Source organism: Flavobacterium succinicans LMG 10402, from assembly GCF_000611675.1.
Lineage (GTDB): Bacteria > Bacteroidota > Bacteroidia > Flavobacteriales > Flavobacteriaceae > Flavobacterium > Flavobacterium succinicans.
Genome location: NZ_JATV01000012.1, coordinates 68,741 through 93,327, shown reverse-complemented (window position 1 = coordinate 93,327; position 24,587 = coordinate 68,741). Strand labels below are relative to the sequence as shown.

The following is a 24,587-nucleotide window of genomic DNA, read 5'->3' as shown; positions in this document are numbered from 1 at the left end:
AAACAATGATTAGTAACGCAATAATAGCAAAAAGTGATTAGCCAAAAGACTAATCACTAATTACTATCTGCTAATTACTAAAAATTAGTATATGTACTCTTCTTTGTTAGCCATCATATCATTGTAGTCGTCTTTTGACCCCACAATGGTATTGTCATACTCTCTCATACCAGTACCTGCAGGAATTCTATGACCTACAATTACATTTTCTTTCAATCCTTCTAAGTAGTCAATTTTACCTGCAACAGCAGCTTCGTTTAATACTTTAGTTGTTTCTTGGAAAGAAGCAGCAGAGATAAATGATTTCGTTTGTAACGATGCTCTTGTAATACCTTGTAAAATTGGAGTAGCAGTTGCTGTAATAACATCACGAGCTACAACCAAGTTTTTATCGGTACGTTTCAATAAAGAGTTTTCATCACGCAACTCACGTGGAGTAACGATTTGACCTGGTTTCAATACTGCAGAATCACCTGCATCTTCCACCACTTTCATTCCGTAAAGATTATCATTTTGAACGATAAAATCTTTAGTATGAATCAATTGATCTTCTAAGAATAAAGTATCTCCTGGATCTTGAACTCTTACTTTACGCATCATTTGACGGATAACCACCTCAAAGTGTTTGTCATTGATTTTTACACCTTGTAAACGGTACACCTCTTGAATTTCATTCACTAAGTATTGTTGTACCGCAGCTGGACCTTGAATTCTCAAAATGTCATCTGGAGTAATAGCACCATCAGACAATGGCACACCTGCTCTAACGAAGTCATTTTCTTGAACCAAAATCTGGCTTGATAATTTCACCAAGTATTTTCTAACATCACCAAATTTAGATTCGATGATAATTTCGCGGTTACCTCTTTTGATTTTTCCAAAAGAAACTACCCCGTCAATTTCAGAAACTACAGCTGGATTAGATGGATTACGAGCTTCTAACAACTCTGTAATTCTAGGTAATCCTCCCGTGATATCGCCTGATTTAGAAGAACGACGTGGAATTTTTACCAATACTTTACCTGCTTTAATTTTCTCCCCGTTATCTACCATTAAGTGAGCACCTACTGGTAAGTTGTAAGAACGGATCAATTCACCATCTTTACCGTAAACCAATAAAGTTGGGATTAATTTTTTGTTTCTTGACTCAGAAATTACTTTTTCTTGGAAACCGGTTTGCTCATCGATTTCAACCATGAACGATTGTCCTTGCTCTAAATCTTCGTATGCAATTTTACCAGTGAATTCAGAAACGATAACACCATTATATGGATCCCACTTACAAATTACTTCACCTTTAGCAACAGATTGACCATCGGCTACATAAATACTAGAACCGTAAGGTATATTGTGTGTACTTAATAAAATTCCGGTCTTTTCGTCTACTAATTTCAATTCAGTAGAACGAGAAACCACGATATCAACTGCATTACCTTCGTTATCTTCTCCTTTAACTGTTTTTAAATCTTCAATTTCAAGTTTACCTCCAAAACGAGCAATAATACTAGAATCTTCAGAAATACCTCCAGCAACCCCTCCAACGTGGAATGTACGCAATGTCAACTGTGTACCTGGCTCACCAATAGACTGTGCAGCAATAACTCCAACAGCTTCACCTTTTTGGGTCATCTTTCCGGTAGCTAAGTTTCTACCGTAACATTTTGCACAAATTCCTTTTAAAGCTTCACAAGTTAATGGCGAACGTACTTCTACTCTTTCTACTGGAGAAGCTTCGATCGCTTTCATGATTGCTTCGGTAATTTGTTGACCTGCACTAACCAAAACTTCGTTAGTTAATGGATTCACAACTTCTTGTAAAGCCACACGACCTAGAATTCTTTCTCCTAAAGATTCAACGATTTCCTCATTTTTCTTCAAAGCAGAAACTTCAACACCTCTTAAGGTACCACAATCTTCGATGTTTACAATTACGTCTTGAGAAACGTCATGTAATCTACGTGTTAAGTATCCAGCATCAGCCGTTTTCAACGCCGTATCCGCAAGACCTTTACGAGCACCGTGCGTAGAGATAAAGTACTCTAAGATCGAAAGACCTTCCTTAAAGTTAGAAAGAATCGGGTTTTCAATAATCTCTCCACCACCAGCAGTAGATTTTTTAGGCTTAGCCATCAAACCACGCATACCAGTTAACTGACGAATCTGTTCCTTAGAACCCCTCGCCCCAGAGTCAAGCATCATATACACCGAGTTGAAACCTTGTTGGTCTTCTCTAATATTTTTCATTGCTAATTCTGTCAATTGAGCATTGGCAGAAGTCCATACGTCAATAACTTGGTTGTAACGTTCGTTATTGGTAATAAGACCCATGTTGTAGTTAGCAGAAATACCTTCTACTTGCTCTCTTGCATCAGCAATTAATTTTGTTTTTTGTTCTGGAATTCTAATATCACCTAAAGAGAAAGATAGACCCCCTTTGAAAGCGAACTTATAACCCATGTTCTTCATATTATCCAAGAAGGCAGCTGTAGTAGGTACATCAGTCGAGCTTAATACGTGACCGATAATATCTCTTAAGTTTTTCTTAGTTAATACATCATTGATATATCCTGCAGCTTCAGGCACTACTTCATTAAATAATACACGTCCTGCAGTAGTTTGAATGATTTGGTAAACTAATTCACCATTTTCATTAAAATCTTTTGCTCTAATTTTAACTCTTGCATTCAATTCTAATCTACCTTCATTCAAAGCGATATTCACCTCTTCAGCAGAATAGAAAGTTAAGCCTTCACCTAAAATGGTTAATTCAGGAGTAGTTAAACGCTCTTTGGTCATGTAATACAGACCCAAAACCATATCCTGAGATGGTACCGTAATTGGAGCACCATTAGCAGGGTTCAAAATATTATGTGACGCTAACATCAACAATTGCGCTTCCAAAATTGCTTCTGGTCCTAATGGCAAGTGAACTGCCATCTGATCCCCATCAAAATCCGCGTTAAACGCCGTACATACTAATGGGTGCAATTGGATCGCTTTTCCTTCAATTAATTTTGGCTGGAATGCTTGAATACCTAAACGGTGCAAAGTAGGAGCACGGTTAAGCAATACAGGATGTCCTTTGATTACATTCTCAAGAATATCCCAAACCACTGGCTCTTTTTTGTCAATAATTTTCTTAGCCGACTTAACTGTTTTTACAATACCTCTTTCGATTAATTTACGAATCACAAAAGGTTTAAACAATTCAGCTGCCATATCTTTTGGCAATCCGCATTCGAATAATTTTAACTCTGGTCCTACAACAATAACCGAACGAGCAGAATAATCCACACGTTTACCTAATAAGTTTTGACGGAAACGACCTTGTTTCCCTTTTAACGAGTCAGATAAAGATTTTAATGGACGATTCGATTCTGTTTTAACTGCAGAAGCTTTTCTAGTATTGTCAAATAATGAATCTACAGATTCTTGCAACATACGTTTTTCGTTTCTCAAGATTACTTCAGGAGCTTTAATCTCCATTAATCTTTTCAAACGATTGTTACGAATGATTACACGACGATACAAGTCATTTAAATCAGAAGTTGCAAAACGACCACCATCTAGCGGCACCAAAGGACGTAATTCAGGTGGAATAACTGGAACTACTTTCATAATCATCCATTCAGGACGGTTTTCACGGTTCAAGTTAGATTCTCTGAAAGACTCAACCACTTGTAATCTTTTTAACGCTTCCGTTTTACGTTGTTTAGATGTTTCGTTATTCGCACTATGACGCAAGCTGTATGACAACTCATCTAAATCAATACGCGCTAACAAATCCATAATACACTCTGCTCCCATTTTGGCAACAAATTTATTAGGATCAAAATCATCTAAATATTGGTTTTCCATTGGAAGGGTATCTAAAATATTCAAATACTCTTCTTCAGTTAAGAAATCAAGACGTTTCAACGATTCGCCTTCGGCATTTTTAGCAATACCTGCTTGAATTACTACGTATCTCTCGTAGTAAATAATCATGTCTAATTTTTTAGAAGGTAATCCTAAGATATAACCAATTTTATTTGGCAAAGAACGGAAATACCAGATATGCGCAATAGGCACTACCAAATTGATATGCCCTACTCTATCTCTTCTTACTTTCTTTTCCGTAACTTCTACACCACAACGGTCGCAGATAATTCCTTTGTAACGGATTCTTTTATATTTACCACAAGCACATTCAAAGTCCTTAACTGGACCAAAAATTCTTTCACAAAACAAACCGTCACGTTCTGGTTTGTGCGTTCTGTAGTTGATAGTTTCAGGCTTCAAAACTTCTCCTCTTGACTCTTTCAAAATAGACTCAGGAGAGGCCAATCCTATCGAAATTTTATTGAATCTTTTTACAGGATTCTTATCTTTATTGTTGTTTCTATTATTCATCATAGTTTTTACTATTGATTTATTTGCAATTAAAAATTGATTTTAGATTGATGAGAACAAGTATTTTTAATTAAAAAACTCGACTCATTAAGCTCTATTACCACGGCTTACTTCTCAAAACTTCTCTCTGAAGTGCTAGTTATATGAACATTCATATAAAAAATCGGAACGGTTTACGGGTATAAATCCTAAAAACTTCTATAAATGAGTAATCAGCTCCAATTTAATTGAAGCTGACTACATTCTTTTTGTTATTCTTCTAAACGCAAGTCAAGTCCAAGACCTTTCAACTCATGCATCAATACATTGAAAGATTCTGGCAATCCTGGTTCTGGCATAGTTTCGCCCTTAACGATAGCTTCGTAAGTTTTAGCTCTACCAATTACATCATCAGACTTCACTGTTAAGATTTCTCTAAGTGTACTAGAAGCTCCATACGCTTCTAATGCCCAAACCTCCATCTCTCCAAAACGCTGACCTCCAAATTGCGCTTTACCACCTAAAGGTTGTTGCGTAATTAATGAGTAGGGTCCGATAGAACGTGCGTGCATCTTATCATCAACCATGTGACCTAATTTCAACATGTAAATTACCCCCACAGTTGCTGCTTGATGGAAACGTTCTCCAGTACCACCATCATAAAGGTGTGTATGTCCAAAACGTGGCACACCAGCTTCATCTGTCAAAGCATTGATTTGATCTAACGAAGCACCATCAAAAATTGGAGTAGCAAATTTTCTACCCAAATTCATTCCAGCCCATCCTAAAACAGTTTCATAAATCTGACCGATGTTCATACGTGAAGGTACCCCAAGTGGATTCAATACGATATCAACAGGCGTTCCATCTTCCAAGAAAGGCATATCCTCATGACGAACGATACGAGCAACAATACCTTTGTTACCGTGACGACCCGCCATTTTATCCCCAACTTTCAATTTACGTTTTTTAGCGATATACACTTTTGCTAATTTCAAGATTCCAGATGGCAATTCATCACCAACAGTAATCGTGAATTTCTCTCTACGTAATGCTCCTTGTAAATCGTTCAATTTAATTTTATAGTTATGAATTAAATCATTAACCATTTTATTAGTCACATCATCTGCAACCCATTGACCTTTACTTAAGTGAGCAAAATCTTCAACAGCATAAAGCATTTTTTGAGTGTATTTTTTACCTTTTGGTAATACTTCTTCACCCAAATCATTCATTACACCTTGAGACGTTTTTCCATTAACGATCAAGAAAAGTTTTTCAATCAATCTGTCTTTTAATTCAACAAATTTAACTTCAAACTCCATTTCTAAAGCGCCTAAAGCATCTTTATCTTGTGTACGTTTACGTTTATCTTTTACCGCTCTTGCAAATAATTTTTTATCTAAAACAACACCGTGTAATGAAGGAGATGCTTTTAATGAAGCATCTTTTACATCACCAGCTTTGTCACCAAAGATAGCACGAAGTAATTTTTCTTCTGGAGTTGGATCTGATTCTCCTTTTGGAGTAATCTTACCAATCAAAATATCACCAGGTTTTACCTCGGCACCAATTCTGATCATACCATTTTCGTCCAAATCTTTAGTCGCTTCCTCAGAAACGTTAGGAATATCATTAGTCAATTCCTCGTTACCTAATTTAGTATCTCTAACTTCTAATGAATAATCATCAATATGAATAGAAGTAAAAATATCATCACGAACTACTTTTTCAGAAATTACAATCGCATCCTCAAAGTTATATCCTTTCCATGGCATAAACGCCACTTTAAGGTTACGACCTAAGGCTAATTCACCATTTTGAGTCGCATATCCTTCAGATAAAACTTGACCAAGAGTAACTCTGTCCCCTTTTCTTACGATAGGTTTCAGGTTGATACTTGTTCCTTGGTTGGTTTTTCTAAATTTAATTAGATTATATGTTTTTTCATCAGCCTCAAAACTCACCATTCTTTCTTCTTCAGAACGATCATATTTAATAGTTATGATGTTTGCATCTACATATTCTACAACTCCATCTCCTTCAGCATTAATCAAAACACGAGAATCTGAAGCTACTTGACGCTCTAAACCAGTTCCTACAATAGGAGCTTCTGGGCGAATCAAAGGTACTGCTTGACGCATCATGTTAGATCCCATCAACGCACGGTTCGCATCATCATGCTCCAAGAAAGGAATTAACGAAGCTGAAATCGATGCAATCTGATTAGGAGCAACGTCAGCATAATCAACTTGAGTAGGCTCAATAACTGGGAAATCACCTTCTTGTCTTGCAATAACGTTATCAGCAGTGATTTTTCCAGTAGCATCCATTTCAATGTTTGCTTGAGAAATCATCATACCTTCTTCTTCTTCTGCACTAAGATAAACAGGAGTAGCTTCTAAATCAACTACACCATTCGTTACTTTACGATAAGGGGTTTCAATGAATCCCATTCCGTTTACTTTTGCATAAACACCAAGAGAAGAAATCAAACCAATGTTTGGTCCCTCAGGAGTTTCAATAGGACATAAACGACCATAGTGCGTATAGTGAACGTCACGAACCTCAAAACCAGCTCTCTCTCTTGAAAGACCACCTGGTCCTAAAGCAGAAAGTCTACGCTTGTGCGTGATCTCGGCCAATGGATTCGTTTGATCCATAAACTGAGATAACTGATTCGTTCCAAAGAAAGAATTGATTACCGACGATAATGTTTTTGCATTGATCAAATCGATAGGTGTAAACACCTCGTTATCTCTAACGTTCATACGCTCTCTAATGGTTCTAGCCATACGAGCTAAACCAACACCGAATTGTTGTGACAATTGTTCACCAACTGTTCTAACACGACGGTTTGATAAGTGATCAATATCATCAATCTCAGCTTTTGAGTTGATCAATTCGATCAAATATTTAACGATAGTAATGATATCCTCTTTGGTAAGCACTTGCTTTTCCATTGGGGTATCAAGACCTAATTTTTTATTAATTCTATAACGACCTACTTCACCTAAATTGTAACGTTGGTCAGAGAAAAACAATTTATCAATAATACCACGAGCCGTTTCTTCATCAGGCGGTTCAGCGTTACGTAATTGTCTATAGATATGCTCAACAGCTTCTTTTTCAGAGTTGGTTGGATCCTTTTGTAAAGTATTATGAATAATAGAATAATCTACTAAATTGTTATCTTCTTTGTGTAACAAAATAGACTTCACATTAGAATCGATAATTTCCTCAACATTATCTTTATCGATAATAGTATCTCTATCTAAAATAATTTCGTTACGTTCAATAGATACTACTTCACCAGTATCCTCATCTACGAAATCTTCGTGCCATGTATTCAATACACGAGCCGCTAATTTTCTTCCGATGTATTTTTTAAGACCTGTTTTAGAAACTTTAATTTCCTCAGCAAGGTCAAAAATTTCAAGGATATCCTTATCTCTTTCGAAACCAATCGCACGGAATAAAGTAGTAACAGGTAATTTTTTCTTTCTATCGATATAAGCATACATTACGCTATTGATATCAGTAGAAAACTCTATCCATGAACCTTTAAAAGGAATTACTCTGGCAGAATATAATTTAGTTCCATTAGCATGGAAGGACTGTCCAAAGAAAACACCAGGAGAACGGTGCAATTGAGAAACTACAACACGTTCAGCACCATTAATTACAAATGTACCACTTGGCGTCATGTAAGGTATTGTACCAAGATAAACATCTTGAACGATAGTTTCAAAATCTTCGTGTTCAGGATCTGTACAATATAGTTTTAATCTTGCTTTTAAAGGCACACTATAAGTAAGTCCTCTTTCAATACACTCTTGAATGGTATAACGTGGTGGATCTACGAAATAATCTAGGAACTCCAATACAAAGTTATTTCTTGTATCTGTAATTGGAAAGTTTTCCATGAAGGTATTGTATAAACCTTCGTTGCCTCTTTCGTCAGATTTAGTTTCTAATTGAAAAAAATCTTTAAACGACTTTACCTGAACATCTAGAAAATCTGGATAGTCAGGAATATTTTTTGTGGAGGCAAAATTCAATCTTTCAGTCTGATTTGTTAACATCTATGGACAAAATTTTGATTAAAAAAAAGTAATTTTTTTGTGTAAAACACTGTTTAAACTATACTTTCTTTTTGAATCAATACCTCTTTAAAAATAAAATAAGAGTATACTCTTTTTAAATTTTCTTTCTTCGTATTGATTTAAAAAACACTCTTGTATTTTAAACTATTTGATAATAAAACGGATATTTTTATTATACGAAAAAGGGTTTAGGTCATTGGAACTTAATCCAAGACCTAAACCTAGTTCTCAAAACTGAGTTTAACTATTTAAGCTCAACTACAGCTCCAGCCTCTTCTAAAGATTTTTTAAGACCTTCAGCCTCTTCTTTAGAAACACCTTCTTTAACGTTGCTTGGAGCACTATCAACTACATCTTTAGCTTCTTTCAAACCTAAACCTGTAAGTTCTTTTACCAATTTAACTACAGCTAATTTAGAAGCTCCAGCTTCTTTCAATACAACTGTAAATTCTGTTTGAGCTTCTTCAGCAGCAGCTTCTCCACCACCTGAAACTACTACAGCTGCAGCAGCTGGTTCGATTCCGTACTCATCTTTTAATATTGTTGCTAATTCGTTAACTTCTTTTACAGTTAAGTTAACCAATTGTTCTGCGAATTGTTTCAAATCTGCCATTTTTTCTATCGTTTTAAAATGATTTGTAAAAATATAATTTATTTATTGTGCGCTAAATAAGCAACAAGGATAACCCTTGTTTTGAGTATTATGCCCCAGTCTCTTCGCTGTTAGCGAATTGATTTTGTAAAGCAGAAATAACTCTTTGAGCTGGTGATTGTAATAATCCAATGATTTCACCAATAAGCTCTTCTTTAGATTTAATTGTAGCTAAAGCATCTAATTGATCATCACCAATATAAATTTCAGAGTTGATATAAGCTCCTTTTAATACAGGTTTTGCTGATTTTTTTCTGAAATCTTTGATAATTTTACCAGGTGCATTTGCAACATCTGAAATAAAGATAGCACTGTTACCAGTCAAAACTGATGGTAAATCACCATAATCATTATCAGAAGCTTCCATTGCTTTTGCAAGCAAAGTATTTTTTACAACCTCTAATTTAATACCTGCTTTAAAACAAGCTCTTCTCAAGTTTGAAGTAGTTTCTGCATTTAATCCAGAAATATCAGATACATATACAATGTTTGTACCAGCTAACTGTGCAGTTAATTCTTCAATCGCGATTGATTTTTCTTCTCTAGTCATACTAAAAATTATTAACTACCAATTATACTGCTTTTGGATCCAATGCAATTGCAGGACTCATAGTGCTTGTAAGGTGAATACCTTTAATATAGGTACCTTTAGCAGCAGTTGGCTTAAGTTTGATTAATGTTTGAATAATTTCGTGCGCATTGTCATAAATTTGCTCAGCTCCAAAAGAAACTTTACCAATTCCTGCATGAACAATACCAGTTTTATCAACTTTAAAGTCGATCTTACCAGCTTTTACCTCAGCAACAGCTTTTGCAACATCCATAGTTACAGTACCTGTTTTAGGGTTTGGCATTAAACCTCTAGGTCCTAAAATACGCCCTAATGGACCTAATTTACCCATAACAGCAGGCATAGTGATGATAACATCAACATCTGTCCAACCATCTTTAATTTTTTGTAAATAGTCATCAAGACCTACATAATCAGCTCCAGCTGCAGTAGCTTCTGCTTCTTTATCTGGAGTAACTAATGCTAATACTTTTACATCTTTACCAGTTCCATGAGGTAATGTTACAACACCTCTCACCATTTGATTCGCTTTTCTTGGATCAACACCCAAACGAACTGCGATATCAACAGACTCATCAAATTTTGCAGAAGCAATTTCTTTAATCAATGCAGCAGCATCTTTCAAAGAGTACAATTTGTTCTTTTCAATTTTTGAAGCAGCCTCTTTTTGCTTTTTTGTCAATTTTGCCATGTTTTTCTCTTAATTAAAAAGGAGAATCTCCTGATACAGTTATACCCATAGATCTAGCTGTTCCAGCAACCATACTCATAGCAGACTCCATAGTGAATGCATTTAAGTCAGGCATTTTGTCCTCAGCAATAGCTCTAATTTGTTCCCAAGTAACACTAGCTACTTTTTTACGATTAGGCTCTCCTGAACCAGATTTTAGCTTTGCAGCTTCCAATAACTGAACAGCTGCTGGAGGAGTTTTTACAACAAAATCAAATGATTTGTCTTTATACACAGTAATTTGTACTGGGCATATTTTGCCAGGTTTATCTTGAGTTCTAGCATTAAATTGCTTACAGAACTCCATGATATTAACCCCAGCAGCTCCTAAAGCAGGTCCAACCGGTGGCGACGGATTCGCAGCACCTCCCTTAACTTGTAGTTTAACTACCTTACTAATTTCTTTAGCCATTTTTTAAAAAATTTAACACGGCAATCATTGGAAGCGATTGCAGTGGTTATTATAGTGTAACAAAAATTATACTTTTTCTACTTGCATAAAACTCAATTCCAAAGGTGTTTTTCTTCCGAAAATTTTCACCATAACTTCAAGTTTACGCTTTTCTTCATTGATTTTCTCAACGGTACCATTGAAACCATTGAAAGGACCATCAATAACCTTAATCGTTTCACCAACACTAAAAGGAATTGCACGAGTATCTGTATTTACAGTTAACTCATCAACTTTTCCTAGCATTCGATTCACCTCTGAAATCCTTAAAGGAACCGGCTCACCGCCTTTAATCTCCCCTAAAAACCCAATAACACTTGTGATAGACTTAATAATATGAGGTACTTCACCAACCAAGTTCGCTTCTATCATTACATACCCAGGAAAATAAACTTTATCTTTTGCAATTTTCTTTCCTTCCTTTACAGTCACTACTTTTTCAGTAGGAACCAATACTTGAGATACATAATCCTCCATCCCTAATCTAGCGATTTCAGTCTCGATATAGGCTTTTACTTTATTTTCTTGCCCGCTTACCGCACGAACGACATACCACTTTTTTAAATTATTTTCAGTCATCCCAAGAAATTTATGCTTTCAACCAGTTAAAAAATCCTTCTAATGCTTTTGCAAACATTTCATCTACTCCCCATGTCGCCAAAGCGAATAGCACTGAAAAAACAGCAACAACAATTGTTAGACGTTGAACCTCAGCCCAAGCTGGCCAAGTAACATTTGATTTTAATTCTTCAAATGCCTCTGAAATGTAATTAACAACTTTTGCCATATTTATACTGTGTGTTTATTTTGCACGGGCGGAGGGATTCGAACCCCCATCAACGGTTTTGGAGACCGCTATTCTACCCTTGAACTACGCCCGTAGTTAAGCCAGTACCAATAAAGTTACTGGCTTATTATATCAATTATAGTTTAAAACTATAGGATTTCAGTCACCTGACCTGCTCCAACAGTTCTACCACCTTCACGGATAGCAAAACGTAAACCTACGTTTAATGCAATTTCGCTTAATAATTTAACTTCAATAGTTAAGTTATCTCCAGGCATAACCATCTCTACACCAGCTGGTAAAGAAATAATACCAGTTACGTCAGTTGTACGTACGTAGAATTGTGGACGGTAGTTATTGTGGAATGGAGTGTGACGTCCACCTTCTTCTTTTTTCAAGATATACACCTCAGCTTTGAAGTGATCGTGAGGCTTAACAGAACCTGGTTTACAGATTACCATTCCTCTTTTGATATCTTCTTTTTGAATACCTCTTAACAAGATACCAACGTTATCTCCTGCTTCACCTCTATCAAGGATTTTACGGAACATCTCAACTCCAGTAATAGTAGAAGTTAATTTCTCAGCTCCCATACCAATGATTTCAACTGGATCTCCAGTATTAGCAACACCAGTTTCGATACGACCTGTAGCTACAGTTCCACGACCAGTAATTGAGAATACATCTTCAACAGGCATCAAGAAAGGTTTTGCAACATCTCTTTCTGGCTCTTCGATCCAAGCATCAACAGCTTCCATTAATTCAAGAATTTTAGGAACCCAAGCAGCATCATTATTCAATCCACCTAAAGCAGAACCTTGAATAACTGGACCGTTATCTCCATCATACTCGTAGAAAGATAATAAGTCTCTGATTTCCATCTCAACTAATTCTAACAACTCAGCATCATCAACCATATCCACTTTATTCATGAATACAACGATTCTTGGAATACCAACCTGACGCCCTAAAAGGATGTGCTCACGAGTTTGTGGCATTGGTCCATCAGTAGCAGCAACAACAAGAATAGCACCGTCCATTTGAGCAGCACCAGTAACCATGTTCTTAACGTAATCCGCGTGACCTGGACAGTCAACGTGAGCGTAGTGACGGTTAGCCGTTTCGTACTCTACGTGAGAAGTGTTAATTGTAATACCTCTTTCTTTCTCTTCTGGAGCATTATCAATTTGATCAAATGATTTTGCTTGACAGTAACCTGCGTCAGACAATACTTTCGTAATTGCAGCAGTTAATGTAGTTTTTCCGTGATCCACGTGCCCAATTGTACCAATGTTCAAATGGGGCTTGTTACGGTTAAAATTTTCCTTTGCCATTTTACTTAATTTTTAATCTTAGTTATATATTTATTTCAATTTCCTACTTACTTGAGCCAACTACGGGAATTGAACCCGTGACCTCTTCCTTACCAAGGAAGCACTCTACCTCTGAGCTAAGTCGGCAGAATTCTTAATTAAGAAGTTTAAAGCTTAAAAAACTTCACATCAATAATCATTATTCTATAATTTGTGGGGAGAGCAGGATTCGAACCTGCGAAGTTCACACAGCAGATTTACAGTCTGCCCTCGTTGGCCGCTTGAGTATCTCCCCATAACCCATTACTTTAAAGAACCTATCTTTTTCAAGAAAAACTTGAGCCGGCGGAGGGACTCGAACCCACGACCTGCTGATTACAAATCAGCTGCTCTAGCCGACTGAGCTACGCTGGCAAATATTAAAAAAAGCCCGCTATTTCTAACGGACTGCAAATGTATAGATTTTATCTCTTAATCAAAACATTTTTTAAAAAAAATTTGAATTAAATATGAGATCTTATTTTTTCTTTCCTTTTTACCAGCAAACGCTCGACTGATTCTGCTGCCAAATCAACCGCTTCTTCAAAACTTTTACATTGTTTTTTAACTACAAAATCGTCTCCTGGCACATTAATCTTAAGCTCTACAATTTTATTTTCCTTTTCACTAGTCTTTTCTACCTTCATAAACACATCAGAAAAAACCACTTTATCATAGTACTTTTCCAACTTATCCATTCTCACTTGAACAAAGTCTACTAGCTTTTTGTCTACAGTAAAGTTAACTGCATGAACATTTACCTTCATAATCATTACATTTTGGGTTAAACTTGAGTTTTTGAACTATTTCCTATTTCTTGGATGCGCCTCTTTATACACTCTTTTAAGCTCTGCCAAACTACTATTGGTATAAACCTGAGTAGACGCTAAACTAGAATGGCCCAATAATTCTTTAATTGAATTTAAATCAGCCCCATTATTCAACATGTGTGTAGCAAAGGAATGCCTTAACACATGAGGACTCTTTTTTACCTTTTCAGATACTTTACTAAAGTACAAATTAATTGTTCTATAGACAAAAGATTGACTTAATTTTAACCCTTTGGCCGACAGAAAAAAATAATCCACATCCAACACCACTTCCAAACTCTCCCTCTCAACAAGATACAAACGAATCAAATCAATCACAGCATCTAACAAAGGAACCAATCGCTCTTTATCTCTTTTCCCAAAAACCTTAACCAACCCCTCCTCACAATCAACATTAGCCAACCGCAATTCAATCAATTCAGACCTTCGCATTCCCGTAACGTAAAACATCTCCACCATCAACCTATTTCTGATCGCCTCAAAACCCATCAACTCTAAACCATCATCCACCTTCATTTCTTTTTCTGAAAAAGGAATCTGAACATTCCTAACCACTTTCAATGCCCTGTGTTTCACCAAAGGACTCACCTGAAGCTGCTTTGACTTTATCAAGAACTTATAAAAAGCTTTTAAAGAAGCTATTTTTCTATTCACCGTAACATTAGCCACACCTGAGTCCACCAAATAAACTACCCAACTTCTTATATGACCATAAGCCACATCTTCCAATCGAACATCTACCGCAGTTTGCTCCAAAAATCCTTCAAAAGCACCCACATCTTCTACATATGCTTTTTGCGTATGCACCGAATACTTTTTCTCCAAAGCTAAATACTCTCGAAATGCTATTTCATTTAAAACCATAGTAAACAAAAAAAAAACCGTTAGCATCAAAGTTATTAACTTTAATCACTAACGGTTATAATTTTTATAAAAAAGTATTAGATATTCTCTAATCCGTCTTTCATGTTTTGAATGTAAGCTGCTTTTTGAAACTTCATTCTATTGATAACTGATGGCTTTATAAAAGCAGTACGCGCTCTTAATTGACGAACAGTTCCAGTTTTGTCAAATTTTCTTTTATAGCGCTTTAATGCTCTATCGATATTTTCTCCGTCTTTAATTGGTATAATTAACATAATTTTATCACCCCCTTTCGTTAAGTGCGCAAAAGTAAGTATTAATTATGAATTATGAATCATAAATCATGTTTTTTTTTACCCTAAGCACAAACAAAGTCCCTTCACTCTAAAAACTAAAATCCAACTGTTATCCTTCTAACTTGATTATGGAGAAATATTATTTCACTGCAGGTTCATAATTTTGATTATCAATAATCATTTTTCCTAAAATCTCTTTTAAGATTTCTGATGTCCCTCCTCCAATAGGCCCTAGACGACTATCCCTAAACAAGCGTGCCAATGGATACTCTTCCATATAGCCGTAACCTCCTAGCATTTGCAAACAGCTATAAATAGTTTCATCGGCCACTTTTGTAGATTTCAATTTTGCCATTGTTGCTTCCTTTACCACATACTCGCCTTTATCAAGACGCGCTACAGCAGCATAATTGAAAACTTTACAATGCTCAACCTCAGTTGCATGTTCTACAAGAGTATGTCGTAAAGCCTGAAACTTACTGATTTTCATCCCAAAAGCTTCGCGATGAGACATATAATCTATAGTGTAATCAATAGCATATTCAGCTCTAGCATGTGCATTGATTGCCATAATCAAACGCTCTAAGGCAAAATGCTGCATGATATAAGAAAAACCTTTTCCTTCCACACCCATTAAGTTAGCCACAGGCACTTCTACATTATCAAATGCAATTTCAGCAGTATCTGATGCTCGCCAACCCAATTTATCAAGTTTGGTAGCCGAGACTCCTTTTGAAGCCGTATCCATCAAAAATATACTAATTCCTTTATTGCCAAGATTAGGATCCGTCTTTGCAGCTACTATATAATAATCCGCATAGACACCATTAGTAATAAACGTTTTTGAACCATTAATAATATAGGCATCACCATTCTTTACTGCAGTAGTTTTCATACCCGCAACATCGCTACCTCCAAAAGGCTCAGAAATGCACAATGCACCTATCTTTTCTCCAGCAATACTTGGCACCAAATAGTCTTTTTTAATTCTTTCATCACCTTCAGCATTTAAATGCGTCATCGCAAGGTAAGCATGAGCCCAAATAGCAGCTGCAAAACCTGAAGATTTAATTTTTTGCAACTCTTCTAACAAAATAACGGTGTAAAACAAATCCAAGTTTAATCCTCCATATGCTTCGGGATAAGAAATTCCAAAAAAACCCATCTCTCCAAATTTTTTCCAAATAAAACGATCAATAGTTCCTGTTTTTTCCCATTTCTCAATGTGTGGAACCACTTCTTTTTGCAAAAAGTCTTTCAAACTCGTTCTAAATAAATCATGTTCTTCTGAAAAATATACTGAATTCATAAAATGTGCTTTTTATTTATTTTTTTTTTAGAACTTCAAATATAATGCAATTATTTTAGCTTTATCTACAGGAAAACCTTTGATTTTTGACAAATCCTCAATATTAACAAAATCACCATTCATACTTCTAGAAATTAATATTTGTTTAACCAGCGAATATTTGAAGTAATAAAATTGTGACAGTTCCTTTTGAGAAGCATTATTTATATCAATCAAACTCAAAGACGGAAGCCTCGTTATAGAAAAACTAGTTTCAATTTCACTTATCACCTCAGGCTTCAAGCCCCAAACTTCATTTAACTGTTCCATCGAGACAAATCCTCCTAAAGTATTTCTATGCGCAATGATTCGATTCGCCATCACATCACCTACACCATAAACTTTGATCAATTCCTCAACAGTGGCCAGATTGATGTCTTTTTTTAGCTTACGAGATGCAACACTTGTATATTTTTTATAACCATTCGCTTTCTTGGGTTGGGTAATCCAATCAGGAAACTTAAAAAAAGGAGCCATAACACGCAACAACGAATCAGAAACACCAGTTACTTGTTGAAATTCTTCGGCTGAATTTACATATTTATCTTTTTGGCGAAAAGCGTGAAGTTTATCTATTTCTAGAACAGACATTCCTAATTTGTAGCCTTTAAAATCGGATATAAAATTTGGATTAAAAGCATACATTTTTGAGGTTTTAGTGGAGGATTCATTGAAAGCAGAAATAGTATCTTGCAAAGAAAGCCACTTGTTTTTAGTTAAATCACTTGACTTATCTGGAGTAAAATCGACAAACCAATACATAAATTGTAACAAAACTATAACAATAACCAAAGCAAAAATTCCTTTTCTTTGCCCGCTTGAAAATGAAAAAAAGGAGAAATTGTTTTTAAACATGATTGAAAGCACTAAATGAATTAATGTTAAAAATAGAAAAAAGGGAATTGATTTCAAACAAAACACTTTCTTTACCATCCATTTAACCAAAAGATTATCAGAATCTTTTCTGATAATCTAAAATAAAGCAAGGTAAAATGAGATATTTTTTTTATTTTTTATAAAAAACAATACATTTGAAACTTAATAACTAAAACAAAAAGTAACCATGTCAATTTGGAGAGTTAAACCAATATCTGCCTTTGAAGCAGATATGAAAAAAAGTGATTTAAAAAGAGTTCTTGGAAAATGGAGCCTTACTGCCATTGGAGTTGGAGCCATTATTGGTGGAGGGATCTTTGTACTAACCGGTACAGGAGCATATTATCATGCTGGGCCTGCATTAGCAATTTCGTTTATAATAGCAGGAATTGCTTGTGTATTTGCCGCCTTATGTTACTCAGAATTTGCTTCCATTTTACCTGTCGAAGGCTCTGCTTATGCTTATGCCTACGGTACTGTAGGTGAAATTTTCGCCTGGATTATCGGTTGGGGATTGATTCTTGAATATGCCATGGGTTCCATGACGGTCGCTGTTTCGTGGTCGGGATATTTCAATAAAATGCTCAAAATGTTTCACATTGAACTTCCTGATTATCTAACAACAGATCCTGCAAGCTATACAGGAGAAGGTTTTTCAATGAATTTACCGGCTTTTTTAATTGTTTTACTAGTAATTTCAATTTTAATAAAAGGAACAAAAAGCGCGGCCAAAGCCAACAATATGATTGTTTTGCTTAAAGTTGCAGCTGTATTATTTGTAATCATTGCTGGAGTTTTCTTCATCAATACAGACAACTGGTCTCCATTCATACCTGAGGCTACACAAATCATTGATAAAGAATCTACTCATAATGCATATGGATTAAAAGGAATTGTGTCAGGAGCTGCAGCAATCTTTTTTGCTTACATTGGTTTTGATGCTGTATCTACTCAATCTGGCGAAGCTATAAACCCTAAAAAAGATGTTCCTTTTGCAATTATTGCCTCTTTATCAATTTGTACCGTTCTATACATTTTAGTTTCTTTGGTATTAACAGGTATGATGAACTATCAAGATTTCAACCCACTAGGAAAATATCCAGATGCCATCAAAGCTCCAGTAGCTTACGCTTTTGACATCGCTGGACAAGGATGGGCAGGCTTTATTATTACTTTAGCAGCCACTGTAGGTTTGGTATCTGTATTGATGGTTATGATCATGGGACAATCTAGAATTTTCTTAGGTATGTCAAAAGACGGGTTAATCCCTCAAGTGTTTTCAAAAGTAAACCCAATTTCTGGAACACCAAGAACCAACTTAATGATTTTAGGAGCAATAATCGCTATTGTAGCTGCTTTTACCCCAATTAACGAATTAGCCGACATGACCAGTTTTGGTACTTTGTTTGCCTTTACAATGGTTTGTATTGCGGTTTGGATTCTAAGAGTAAAACAACCTAATTTAACTAGAACTTTTAGAGTTCCTGCGCTACCAGTTATTGCGATTTGTGGTATTTTAATCAACACATATTTGATGTATAATTTGAGTGTAAAAGCCCAAATGTTTTCTGGTGCTTGGCTAATCATAGGAATTATTGTTTACTTTGGCTATAGCAAAACAAGATCAAAATTAAATGATGATAATTCGATAGAATAATTCTTTAACCTATAAGACATTCAACAAAAAACTCCAACATCAAGTTGGAGTTTTTTGTTTTTATAAGTCAAATACTGAGGATCTTTTGGCGCGAATTAAGTCTTTTAAGCGAATCCAAAACGCAAAGGTAAGGTAGACTGCAAATCCTAAACCTACAGTTACAAATGACAGATAAATAAAAAAAATACGGACGTTACTTGCTCGCATACCTAATTTATCTGCTACTCGAGAGGAAACATGGAATCCATGTTTTTCTAAAAAATATTTTAATTTTAGAATGACTGCCATAGGTGCTTTACTTTTTTAATACGTTTGGGACAACAAAAATAATTGATTAAAATTAAACTACTCTTGTTTTGCTTTAAAATGAAAATAAAATAGCCAATTACCGCTCCTTAGCCCCGATTGCTTCGCTAGTTCGCTACGCTCGAGTGTAGTGGAAATCCTTTTTTTTTACACCTGACAGGTTTCTAAAAGCTGTCAGGTGTAAAAAAAATTGTAGCGGAAAGCGGGACTTTGCTCCAAATGAAATTAAGTCTTTAACAATTGGTCACCAACAGCACACTGAAAGCATTTGTTTTTTTGACAATATTCTGTCTTGAGTTGTAATAAAGCCTGAGTTTGAAACGCATTAGAACTTGAAACTCCATAGCTTTTAAACTTGTCGACTATAGCATTTTTCTCGGGCGATAACTCACGCATGAGTGATACTATGTCCTCGGAGATTTCTCTACCGTGTTGCCTTGCATAAGCAAATTGAATAGGAATAACGGTATTAATGAGCACTAATTCGATAAAAGAGGTACTTATTTTTTTGCTTTTTCGAGGACTTTCTTTATCGAAATGATAGTGTGTGTCCCAATACTTTGAAGGGGGGACTGCAAATTGTTGGTATAACTTAAGTAATGAAAACTCATGTATACTGGTTGAAAACAATTGAACTCTCATATTATACAATGCAGCCAATTGAGCTAAGCGAATCGTGGGGAAATTATCCGGACGATGTTTAAAAAACTGCAACGGGGCAAGCACAGGTTTGGACAAAGCGTGTTTTTGCAACAAATAATAGAAGCGAAATTGTAAATCCTTATAATAAACATCCTCTTTATCTTGTTCAAGTAAACCGCCCATGCCGAAGAGAAGCGCTTCGAGGTTTTGTAAATCAGATGTTTCTTTTCGAACTACACTGAAAGGAATTGATTGTGCGATTTTACAAAATGAGTCGCCATTGGTATTGAGTCCAAAATTTTTAGCTAGACTTATAAAAAAAACTGCTTCCCAATCGTTGTTGGTTTGTGACAAACTATCAAAAATGAATTGCGATTTACGCTCTAAACGCTCAAAAAAAAGTCGTTCTTGCCAATTGGACCACACAAAAGGATCAATGGCACCAATTGTATTTTGACAGTAAATCCATGACTTAGGAGAAAGTAAAGCATGGTATTTTACTATTAAATCAGGAGCAAGATAACTTTGGAGTTCAAGCACAGGAATTTCAGTATTATCGGGGCCATATACAGCGGTATCGTATTCCCAAACTACGTGAAGAATAACATTATTGTAGGCGTCATCTCGTTCGTGATGGTGCACATACCAATCAGAAGATTTAACGTGAACTTCTATATTACCTGCCCATTTTTGACCGTCAATAGTGACTTGAGCATTAAAAAAATCAGGACCCGCTAATTCATGAAAAACACCAGGATGTAGTATAGTAACAGTATTGTTTTGGACTGTTTTTAACTGCAGGGTATTGATTTTTTGATATTTCCAGATATAGTGTAAAAAATCTTCTTTCATAATCTCCAAATAGTCAACAAATTAACCCCGAAGATAATTAAAAAATAAGAAAGAAAATTATTTCAATAAATATAATTGAGCACAAGCTCTGGCATCAGAAAGGGCTTCGTGATGACGCAAAGGAATATTCATGATCCTACAACAATCGCTCAATTTGGCAGGTTTCAATCCTTTGGCTTTGTAGATTTTTACGGTACATTCCCAACGAGAAGCAATGTTTAAGTCTTCATAATGCAAACCTGAAAAGGCCATAGCCTTGATTAAAACATTACGATCAAAACTTTCGTTATGTGCTACCACAATTTGATTTTGAATTCGTTTTTGAATTTCAGGATAGACTTCTGCAAAAGTTTTGGCATCAGCAGTATCCTTAGGATAAATGCCATGCACTTGAATCGTATAGGGATTGTAACTGTTGTTCGGCGGCTGTATGAGCGATACAAATTCGTCTACAATTTCGCCATTTTCAACCACTACAATCCCTACTGAACAAGGATGATATCCTGAAGCAGTTTCAAAATCGATAGCAACGAAGGATATCATACTATGCTTATTTTATAGATCCAATGATATCATATTTGGTAATAATATGATGTTTCCCATTTCCTAAATCGATCAAAACGGCCGCATTTTCTCTGGTAAATAATTTTGACACCTCTTCAATCGGTGTTCCCATGGCTACTATAGGATAAGGCGCACCCATAATTTCACGCAAAGGACGTTCGGCAGAATTCTTGTCATTGATATAACTTTGAAACAACAACGACTCATCCACTGAACCAACAAATCCGTTGACATCTACTACTGGAATTTGTGAAATTTTATATTTACGCATACGTTCAATAGCATGCGAAACTAATTCTTCTGTTCTAGCAATGATAAGTGATTTATCCAAATGATCTTTAATCACATCTTCTGCTTTGGTAATTTCTTCTTCTAAAAACCCGCGTTCTCGCATCCAATCGTCGTTAAACATTTTTCCCACATAACGACTTCCTGAATCATGAAACAAAACCACCACAACGTCTTCTGGCTTAAAATGATCCTTTAATTGCAACAATCCTTTCACAGCAGCACCAGCTGAATTGCCCACAAAAATCCCTTCTTCAAGCGCAATTTTACGAGTATACACCGCAGCATCTTTATCGGTTACTTTAGTGAAACCGTCGATTAATGAAAAATCAACGTTCTTTGGTAAAATATCTTCCCCAATACCTTCAGTGATATAGGAATAGATTTCGTTCTCATCAAAAATTCCAGTTTCATGATATTTTTTAAACACCGAGCCATAGGTGTCAATGCCCCAAATTTTGATGTTTGGATTCTTTTCTTTTAAGTATTTTGCGACACCAGAAATAGTACCACCAGTTCCAACTCCTACAACAAAATGGGTAATTTTGCCTTGTGTTTGCTCCCAAATTTCCGGACCAGTTTGCTCATAATGTGCTATTGCATTCGATGGATTGTCATACTGATTCACATACCATGAGTTAGGCGTTTCCTTAGCCAGTCGTTTAGAAACTGAATAATAAGAGCGCGGATCGGTAGGTTCAACATCTGTAGGACAAACGACAACCTTGGCGCCAACCGCACGTAGTATATCCATCTTTTCTTTGGATTGCTTGTCCGATATTACACAGATCAGTTTATAGCCTTTCACAATCGCTGCCAAAGCTAATCCCATACCAGTATTTCCAGACGTTCCTTCAATAATGGTACCTCCAGGCTGCAAACGACCATCTGCCTCAGCATCTTGAATCATTTTTACCGCCATACGATCTTTTACCGAATTTCCAGGGTTGAACGTTTCTACTTTTGCTAAAACTAACGCATCAACACCGGCCACTACTTTGTTTAACTTTACTAAAGGAGTATTACCTATCGTTCCTAATATGTTTTCGGAATAATTCATTATAAAAAAATATTAATTAAAGAAATTCCAAATTAAACCAAAACGAATCGTAAAATCGCGATAAGGTGTATTTGGAGCTGAAAAATAATTGTTTTTACTAAAAACAGAATTGAAATGTTCTGCTTTTAGATAAATTCGAGTACGCTGTATTTTGGCATTGACAAAGAAGTCCAACATCGGAAAATTTCCGATCTTTTTATCATTCTGCACAAAAAACTCACCAACAACTGGATTATAGTCGTTAGCATAATATGAAGTAAAGTAGTTTAACACAAAGCCCGTCTGCAAGAACAACGCGTTGTTTTTGAAAAAATAATCCGAAAAATAAATGGCATTTCGGAATGTAAAATCAGGAACATTTAGAATAAAAACAGATTGCTTCACCTTTTGATACAATAAGGTATTATCTAAAGCAAATTTACCAAATGTAAATTCTCGACTAGCTTTTAAAGAAAAATAATTGATCGTATTATTGTATTGGTTTGGAGCTATGATTTGTTGTCTCAGGTTTTTTTGTGCTGCTGTTGTCACGTCTTCAAAATACAAATAATCATTTAAAACGGTATACTGACCAGAAAAGTTCAACCATTGAGTGTCGGCTTTGACAGTGAATGTTGTATTTTTTTCATTCTTAAAATCATTGGACCAATTGTAGTTCACAAAACTAGATTGAAACAAGTTAAAGGTATTATTGGCTATTTTGTTTCGGTTTTGAAACGCAACTGAAAATTGATTTTCATCATCTAAATCAAAGGTCAGTTTGGCTTCTAGATTAGATAATGACTGATTAGTAATCGATCTAGTATAGCTAAAGTCGCCATTCCATTTGCCTTTATTATACAAATATTGACCTCCAAAACTATTGATATTTTGACTCAACAAGCCCGGAATTACACCTGAGTTTAAAATTAATATTTTGCCGTAGTAAAAGTTACTTCTAAAATCATCCACGAAGAAATTGAACTTTCCTAAAGTAAGATTTTCATAAGCAAGACCTACTCGATTATACATCTTATTATAATGTGTTTGATCGTTCATTCCGCTAGACACGTACGATTCTCCAAATCGTAACACAGGAGTATACCCAACTGTAGAAACAACCGTAGCTTGATTGTATTCAAAAAGTTTATTTTCGTAATTAAACTGGTGATTCAACCACAGATTATGTTCTCCTTTTTTGGAGTTGATTCTGAATTCATGATCAAGAAATAACCTTCTTCCTATTAAGAACGACTTAGCATCGGTTAAGAAAACTTCTAATCGAGCTCTATTGTCATAATTAGGATCTTCCCCTTCAAAATCTGAAAGCGTAGTGATCCCACTATTCTCACCATTCAAAATGTCTTGATACGTAAAATGAAAATTGGCCAAATATCTTTTGTTCAAGGTATGATAACTGGTCGTAAACCTAAAATTCCCGGAACTTGACAATTGATTAATATAATTCCCCAAAGATCGAAGACCTCGATAGGCCACTGAAAAATTAAGGTTTTCACTTAAATTAACCGCAAAATACGAGTCAACCGATTGCCCCTGCTGAATTGTTGATTTATAATACAATTCGGTAACTGGCGTCGCAACAGATGCGTACCGAATTTGATTGGCTTCCATAAAGTTGAAATGCTTGGCTTTGAAACCCATTTCTGGAAAAATATCATTTTTCACTAAACCATATTGCAGTGTGTTAAACGTTTGTCCATCATTAGAAAATGACAACAACCCAAAATTATCTTTACGCAAGTAATTGTGAGAATACTCTTTCTGTATTGTTAAGGAAGTATCGATATAAGTGGTGTCTTTTTCGAGCGTAATGATACGATATAAGTCGATTGGGGCAACTTTGTTTTTTATGGTATCAATGGGTTTACTACTCTCGTTTTGAGTAGTACTTCTGCCTGATTTTTGGGAAAACAAAAGAAAAGGAAATAAGATAATTAAAACTAAGAGTGGGTTTTTCATCTATTATTATCTGTATGGAATGAAT

Annotated in this window: 20 protein-coding genes and 4 tRNA genes; 1 reads left to right on the top strand and 23 read right to left on the bottom strand. The window is 35.5% G+C overall.

Annotation, left to right across the window (positions count from 1 at the left end; genetic code table 11):
- Positions 1-84: 84 nt before the first annotated feature.
- From rpoC to AO58_RS0112615, 18 genes are all read right to left on the bottom strand, one after another.
- A complete protein-coding gene (gene rpoC, locus AO58_RS0112700) occupies positions 85-4,395 on the bottom strand; it encodes a DNA-directed RNA polymerase subunit beta' (RefSeq protein WP_024982065.1) in 4,311 nt (1,436 codons plus the stop codon).
- 248 nt (positions 4,396-4,643) lie between these two features.
- The gene (gene rpoB / locus AO58_RS0112695) at positions 4,644-8,456 is read right to left on the bottom strand and encodes a DNA-directed RNA polymerase subunit beta (protein ID WP_024982064.1); all 3,813 of its coding nucleotides are present in this window, start codon (positions 8,454-8,456) and stop codon (positions 4,644-4,646) included.
- Positions 8,457-8,721: 265 nt separating this feature from the next.
- Positions 8,722-9,090 carry a 50S ribosomal protein L7/L12 gene (gene rplL / locus AO58_RS0112690; RefSeq protein WP_024982063.1) on the bottom strand — a complete coding sequence of 123 codons (369 nt, stop codon included), beginning with the start codon at positions 9,088-9,090 and terminating at the stop codon, positions 8,722-8,724.
- Between the two features lie 88 nt (positions 9,091-9,178).
- The gene (gene rplJ / locus AO58_RS0112685; RefSeq protein WP_024982062.1) at positions 9,179-9,679 is read right to left on the bottom strand and encodes a 50S ribosomal protein L10; all 501 of its coding nucleotides are present in this window, start codon (positions 9,677-9,679) and stop codon (positions 9,179-9,181) included.
- Between the two features lie 22 nt (positions 9,680-9,701).
- On the bottom strand, positions 9,702-10,391 hold the full coding sequence (rplA, locus tag AO58_RS0112680) for a 50S ribosomal protein L1 (protein ID WP_024982061.1): 690 nt from the start codon (positions 10,389-10,391) through the stop codon (positions 9,702-9,704).
- A gap of 13 nt (positions 10,392-10,404) precedes the next feature.
- Entirely contained in the window at positions 10,405-10,842 is a 438-nt protein-coding gene (rplK, locus tag AO58_RS0112675) for a 50S ribosomal protein L11 (RefSeq protein ID WP_024982060.1), read from the bottom strand.
- Between the two features lie 66 nt (positions 10,843-10,908).
- Positions 10,909-11,460 carry a transcription termination/antitermination protein NusG gene (nusG, locus tag AO58_RS0112670; RefSeq protein ID WP_024982059.1) on the bottom strand — a complete coding sequence of 184 codons (552 nt, stop codon included), beginning with the start codon at positions 11,458-11,460 and terminating at the stop codon, positions 10,909-10,911.
- 10 nt (positions 11,461-11,470) lie between these two features.
- On the bottom strand, positions 11,471-11,668 hold the full coding sequence (gene secE, locus AO58_RS0112665; protein WP_024982058.1) for a preprotein translocase subunit SecE: 198 nt from the start codon (positions 11,666-11,668) through the stop codon (positions 11,471-11,473).
- 23 nt (positions 11,669-11,691) lie between these two features.
- Positions 11,692-11,762, bottom strand: a tRNA-Trp gene (locus AO58_RS0112660).
- A 55-nt stretch (positions 11,763-11,817) separates the two neighbouring features.
- Positions 11,818-13,002 (bottom strand): elongation factor Tu, encoded by a 1,185-nt coding sequence (tuf, locus tag AO58_RS0112655; protein WP_024982057.1) that lies wholly within the window; start codon positions 13,000-13,002, stop codon positions 11,818-11,820.
- Positions 13,003-13,056: 54 nt separating this feature from the next.
- Positions 13,057-13,128, bottom strand: a tRNA-Thr gene (locus AO58_RS0112650).
- Between the two features lie 67 nt (positions 13,129-13,195).
- Positions 13,196-13,276 (bottom strand) — tRNA-Tyr (locus AO58_RS0112645).
- A 45-nt stretch (positions 13,277-13,321) separates the two neighbouring features.
- Positions 13,322-13,395 (bottom strand) — tRNA-Thr (locus AO58_RS0112640).
- 89 nt (positions 13,396-13,484) lie between these two features.
- Entirely contained in the window at positions 13,485-13,787 is a 303-nt protein-coding gene (gene hpf / locus AO58_RS0112635) for a ribosome hibernation-promoting factor, HPF/YfiA family (RefSeq protein ID WP_024982056.1), read from the bottom strand.
- Between the two features lie 36 nt (positions 13,788-13,823).
- Positions 13,824-14,714 (bottom strand): tyrosine-type recombinase/integrase, encoded by an 891-nt coding sequence (locus AO58_RS0112630; RefSeq protein ID WP_024982055.1) that lies wholly within the window; start codon positions 14,712-14,714, stop codon positions 13,824-13,826.
- Between the two features lie 77 nt (positions 14,715-14,791).
- Positions 14,792-14,989 carry a 30S ribosomal protein S21 gene (rpsU, locus tag AO58_RS0112625; protein ID WP_024982054.1) on the bottom strand — a complete coding sequence of 66 codons (198 nt, stop codon included), beginning with the start codon at positions 14,987-14,989 and terminating at the stop codon, positions 14,792-14,794.
- A gap of 160 nt (positions 14,990-15,149) precedes the next feature.
- Positions 15,150-16,319 carry an acyl-CoA dehydrogenase family protein gene (locus AO58_RS0112620; RefSeq protein ID WP_024982053.1) on the bottom strand — a complete coding sequence of 390 codons (1,170 nt, stop codon included), beginning with the start codon at positions 16,317-16,319 and terminating at the stop codon, positions 15,150-15,152.
- A 27-nt stretch (positions 16,320-16,346) separates the two neighbouring features.
- Complete coding sequence (locus AO58_RS0112615) at positions 16,347-17,213, bottom strand: ComEA family DNA-binding protein (RefSeq protein ID WP_035717776.1); 867 nt, start codon at positions 17,211-17,213, stop codon at positions 16,347-16,349.
- Positions 17,214-17,421: 208 nt separating this feature from the next.
- Here AO58_RS0112615 and AO58_RS0112610 point away from each other — a divergent pair, with 208 nt between their 5' ends.
- Complete coding sequence (locus AO58_RS0112610; RefSeq protein WP_024982051.1) at positions 17,422-18,891, top strand: APC family permease; 1,470 nt, start codon at positions 17,422-17,424, stop codon at positions 18,889-18,891.
- Between the two features lie 60 nt (positions 18,892-18,951).
- Here AO58_RS0112610 and AO58_RS0112605 read toward each other — a convergent pair whose 3' ends face one another.
- The 5 genes from AO58_RS0112605 to AO58_RS0112585 all read right to left on the bottom strand — a co-directional run bounded on the left by AO58_RS0112605 (position 18,952) and on the right by AO58_RS0112585 (position 24,562).
- The gene (locus AO58_RS0112605; protein ID WP_024982050.1) at positions 18,952-19,179 is read right to left on the bottom strand and encodes a hypothetical protein; all 228 of its coding nucleotides are present in this window, start codon (positions 19,177-19,179) and stop codon (positions 18,952-18,954) included.
- Positions 19,180-19,422: 243 nt separating this feature from the next.
- Positions 19,423-20,691: a DUF2851 family protein gene (locus tag AO58_RS0112600; RefSeq protein ID WP_024982049.1), complete on the bottom strand. Its 1,269-nt coding sequence runs from the start codon at positions 20,689-20,691 to the stop codon at positions 19,423-19,425.
- A 57-nt stretch (positions 20,692-20,748) separates the two neighbouring features.
- Entirely contained in the window at positions 20,749-21,231 is a 483-nt protein-coding gene (locus AO58_RS0112595; protein WP_024982048.1) for a 3'-5' exonuclease, read from the bottom strand.
- Between the two features lie 10 nt (positions 21,232-21,241).
- Complete coding sequence (locus tag AO58_RS0112590) at positions 21,242-22,603, bottom strand: pyridoxal-phosphate dependent enzyme (RefSeq protein ID WP_024982047.1); 1,362 nt, start codon at positions 22,601-22,603, stop codon at positions 21,242-21,244.
- 12 nt (positions 22,604-22,615) lie between these two features.
- Positions 22,616-24,562, bottom strand: coding sequence for a putative porin (locus tag AO58_RS0112585; protein ID WP_024982046.1), 1,947 nt, complete (start codon positions 24,560-24,562; stop codon positions 22,616-22,618).
- Positions 24,563-24,587 lie beyond the last annotated feature (25 nt).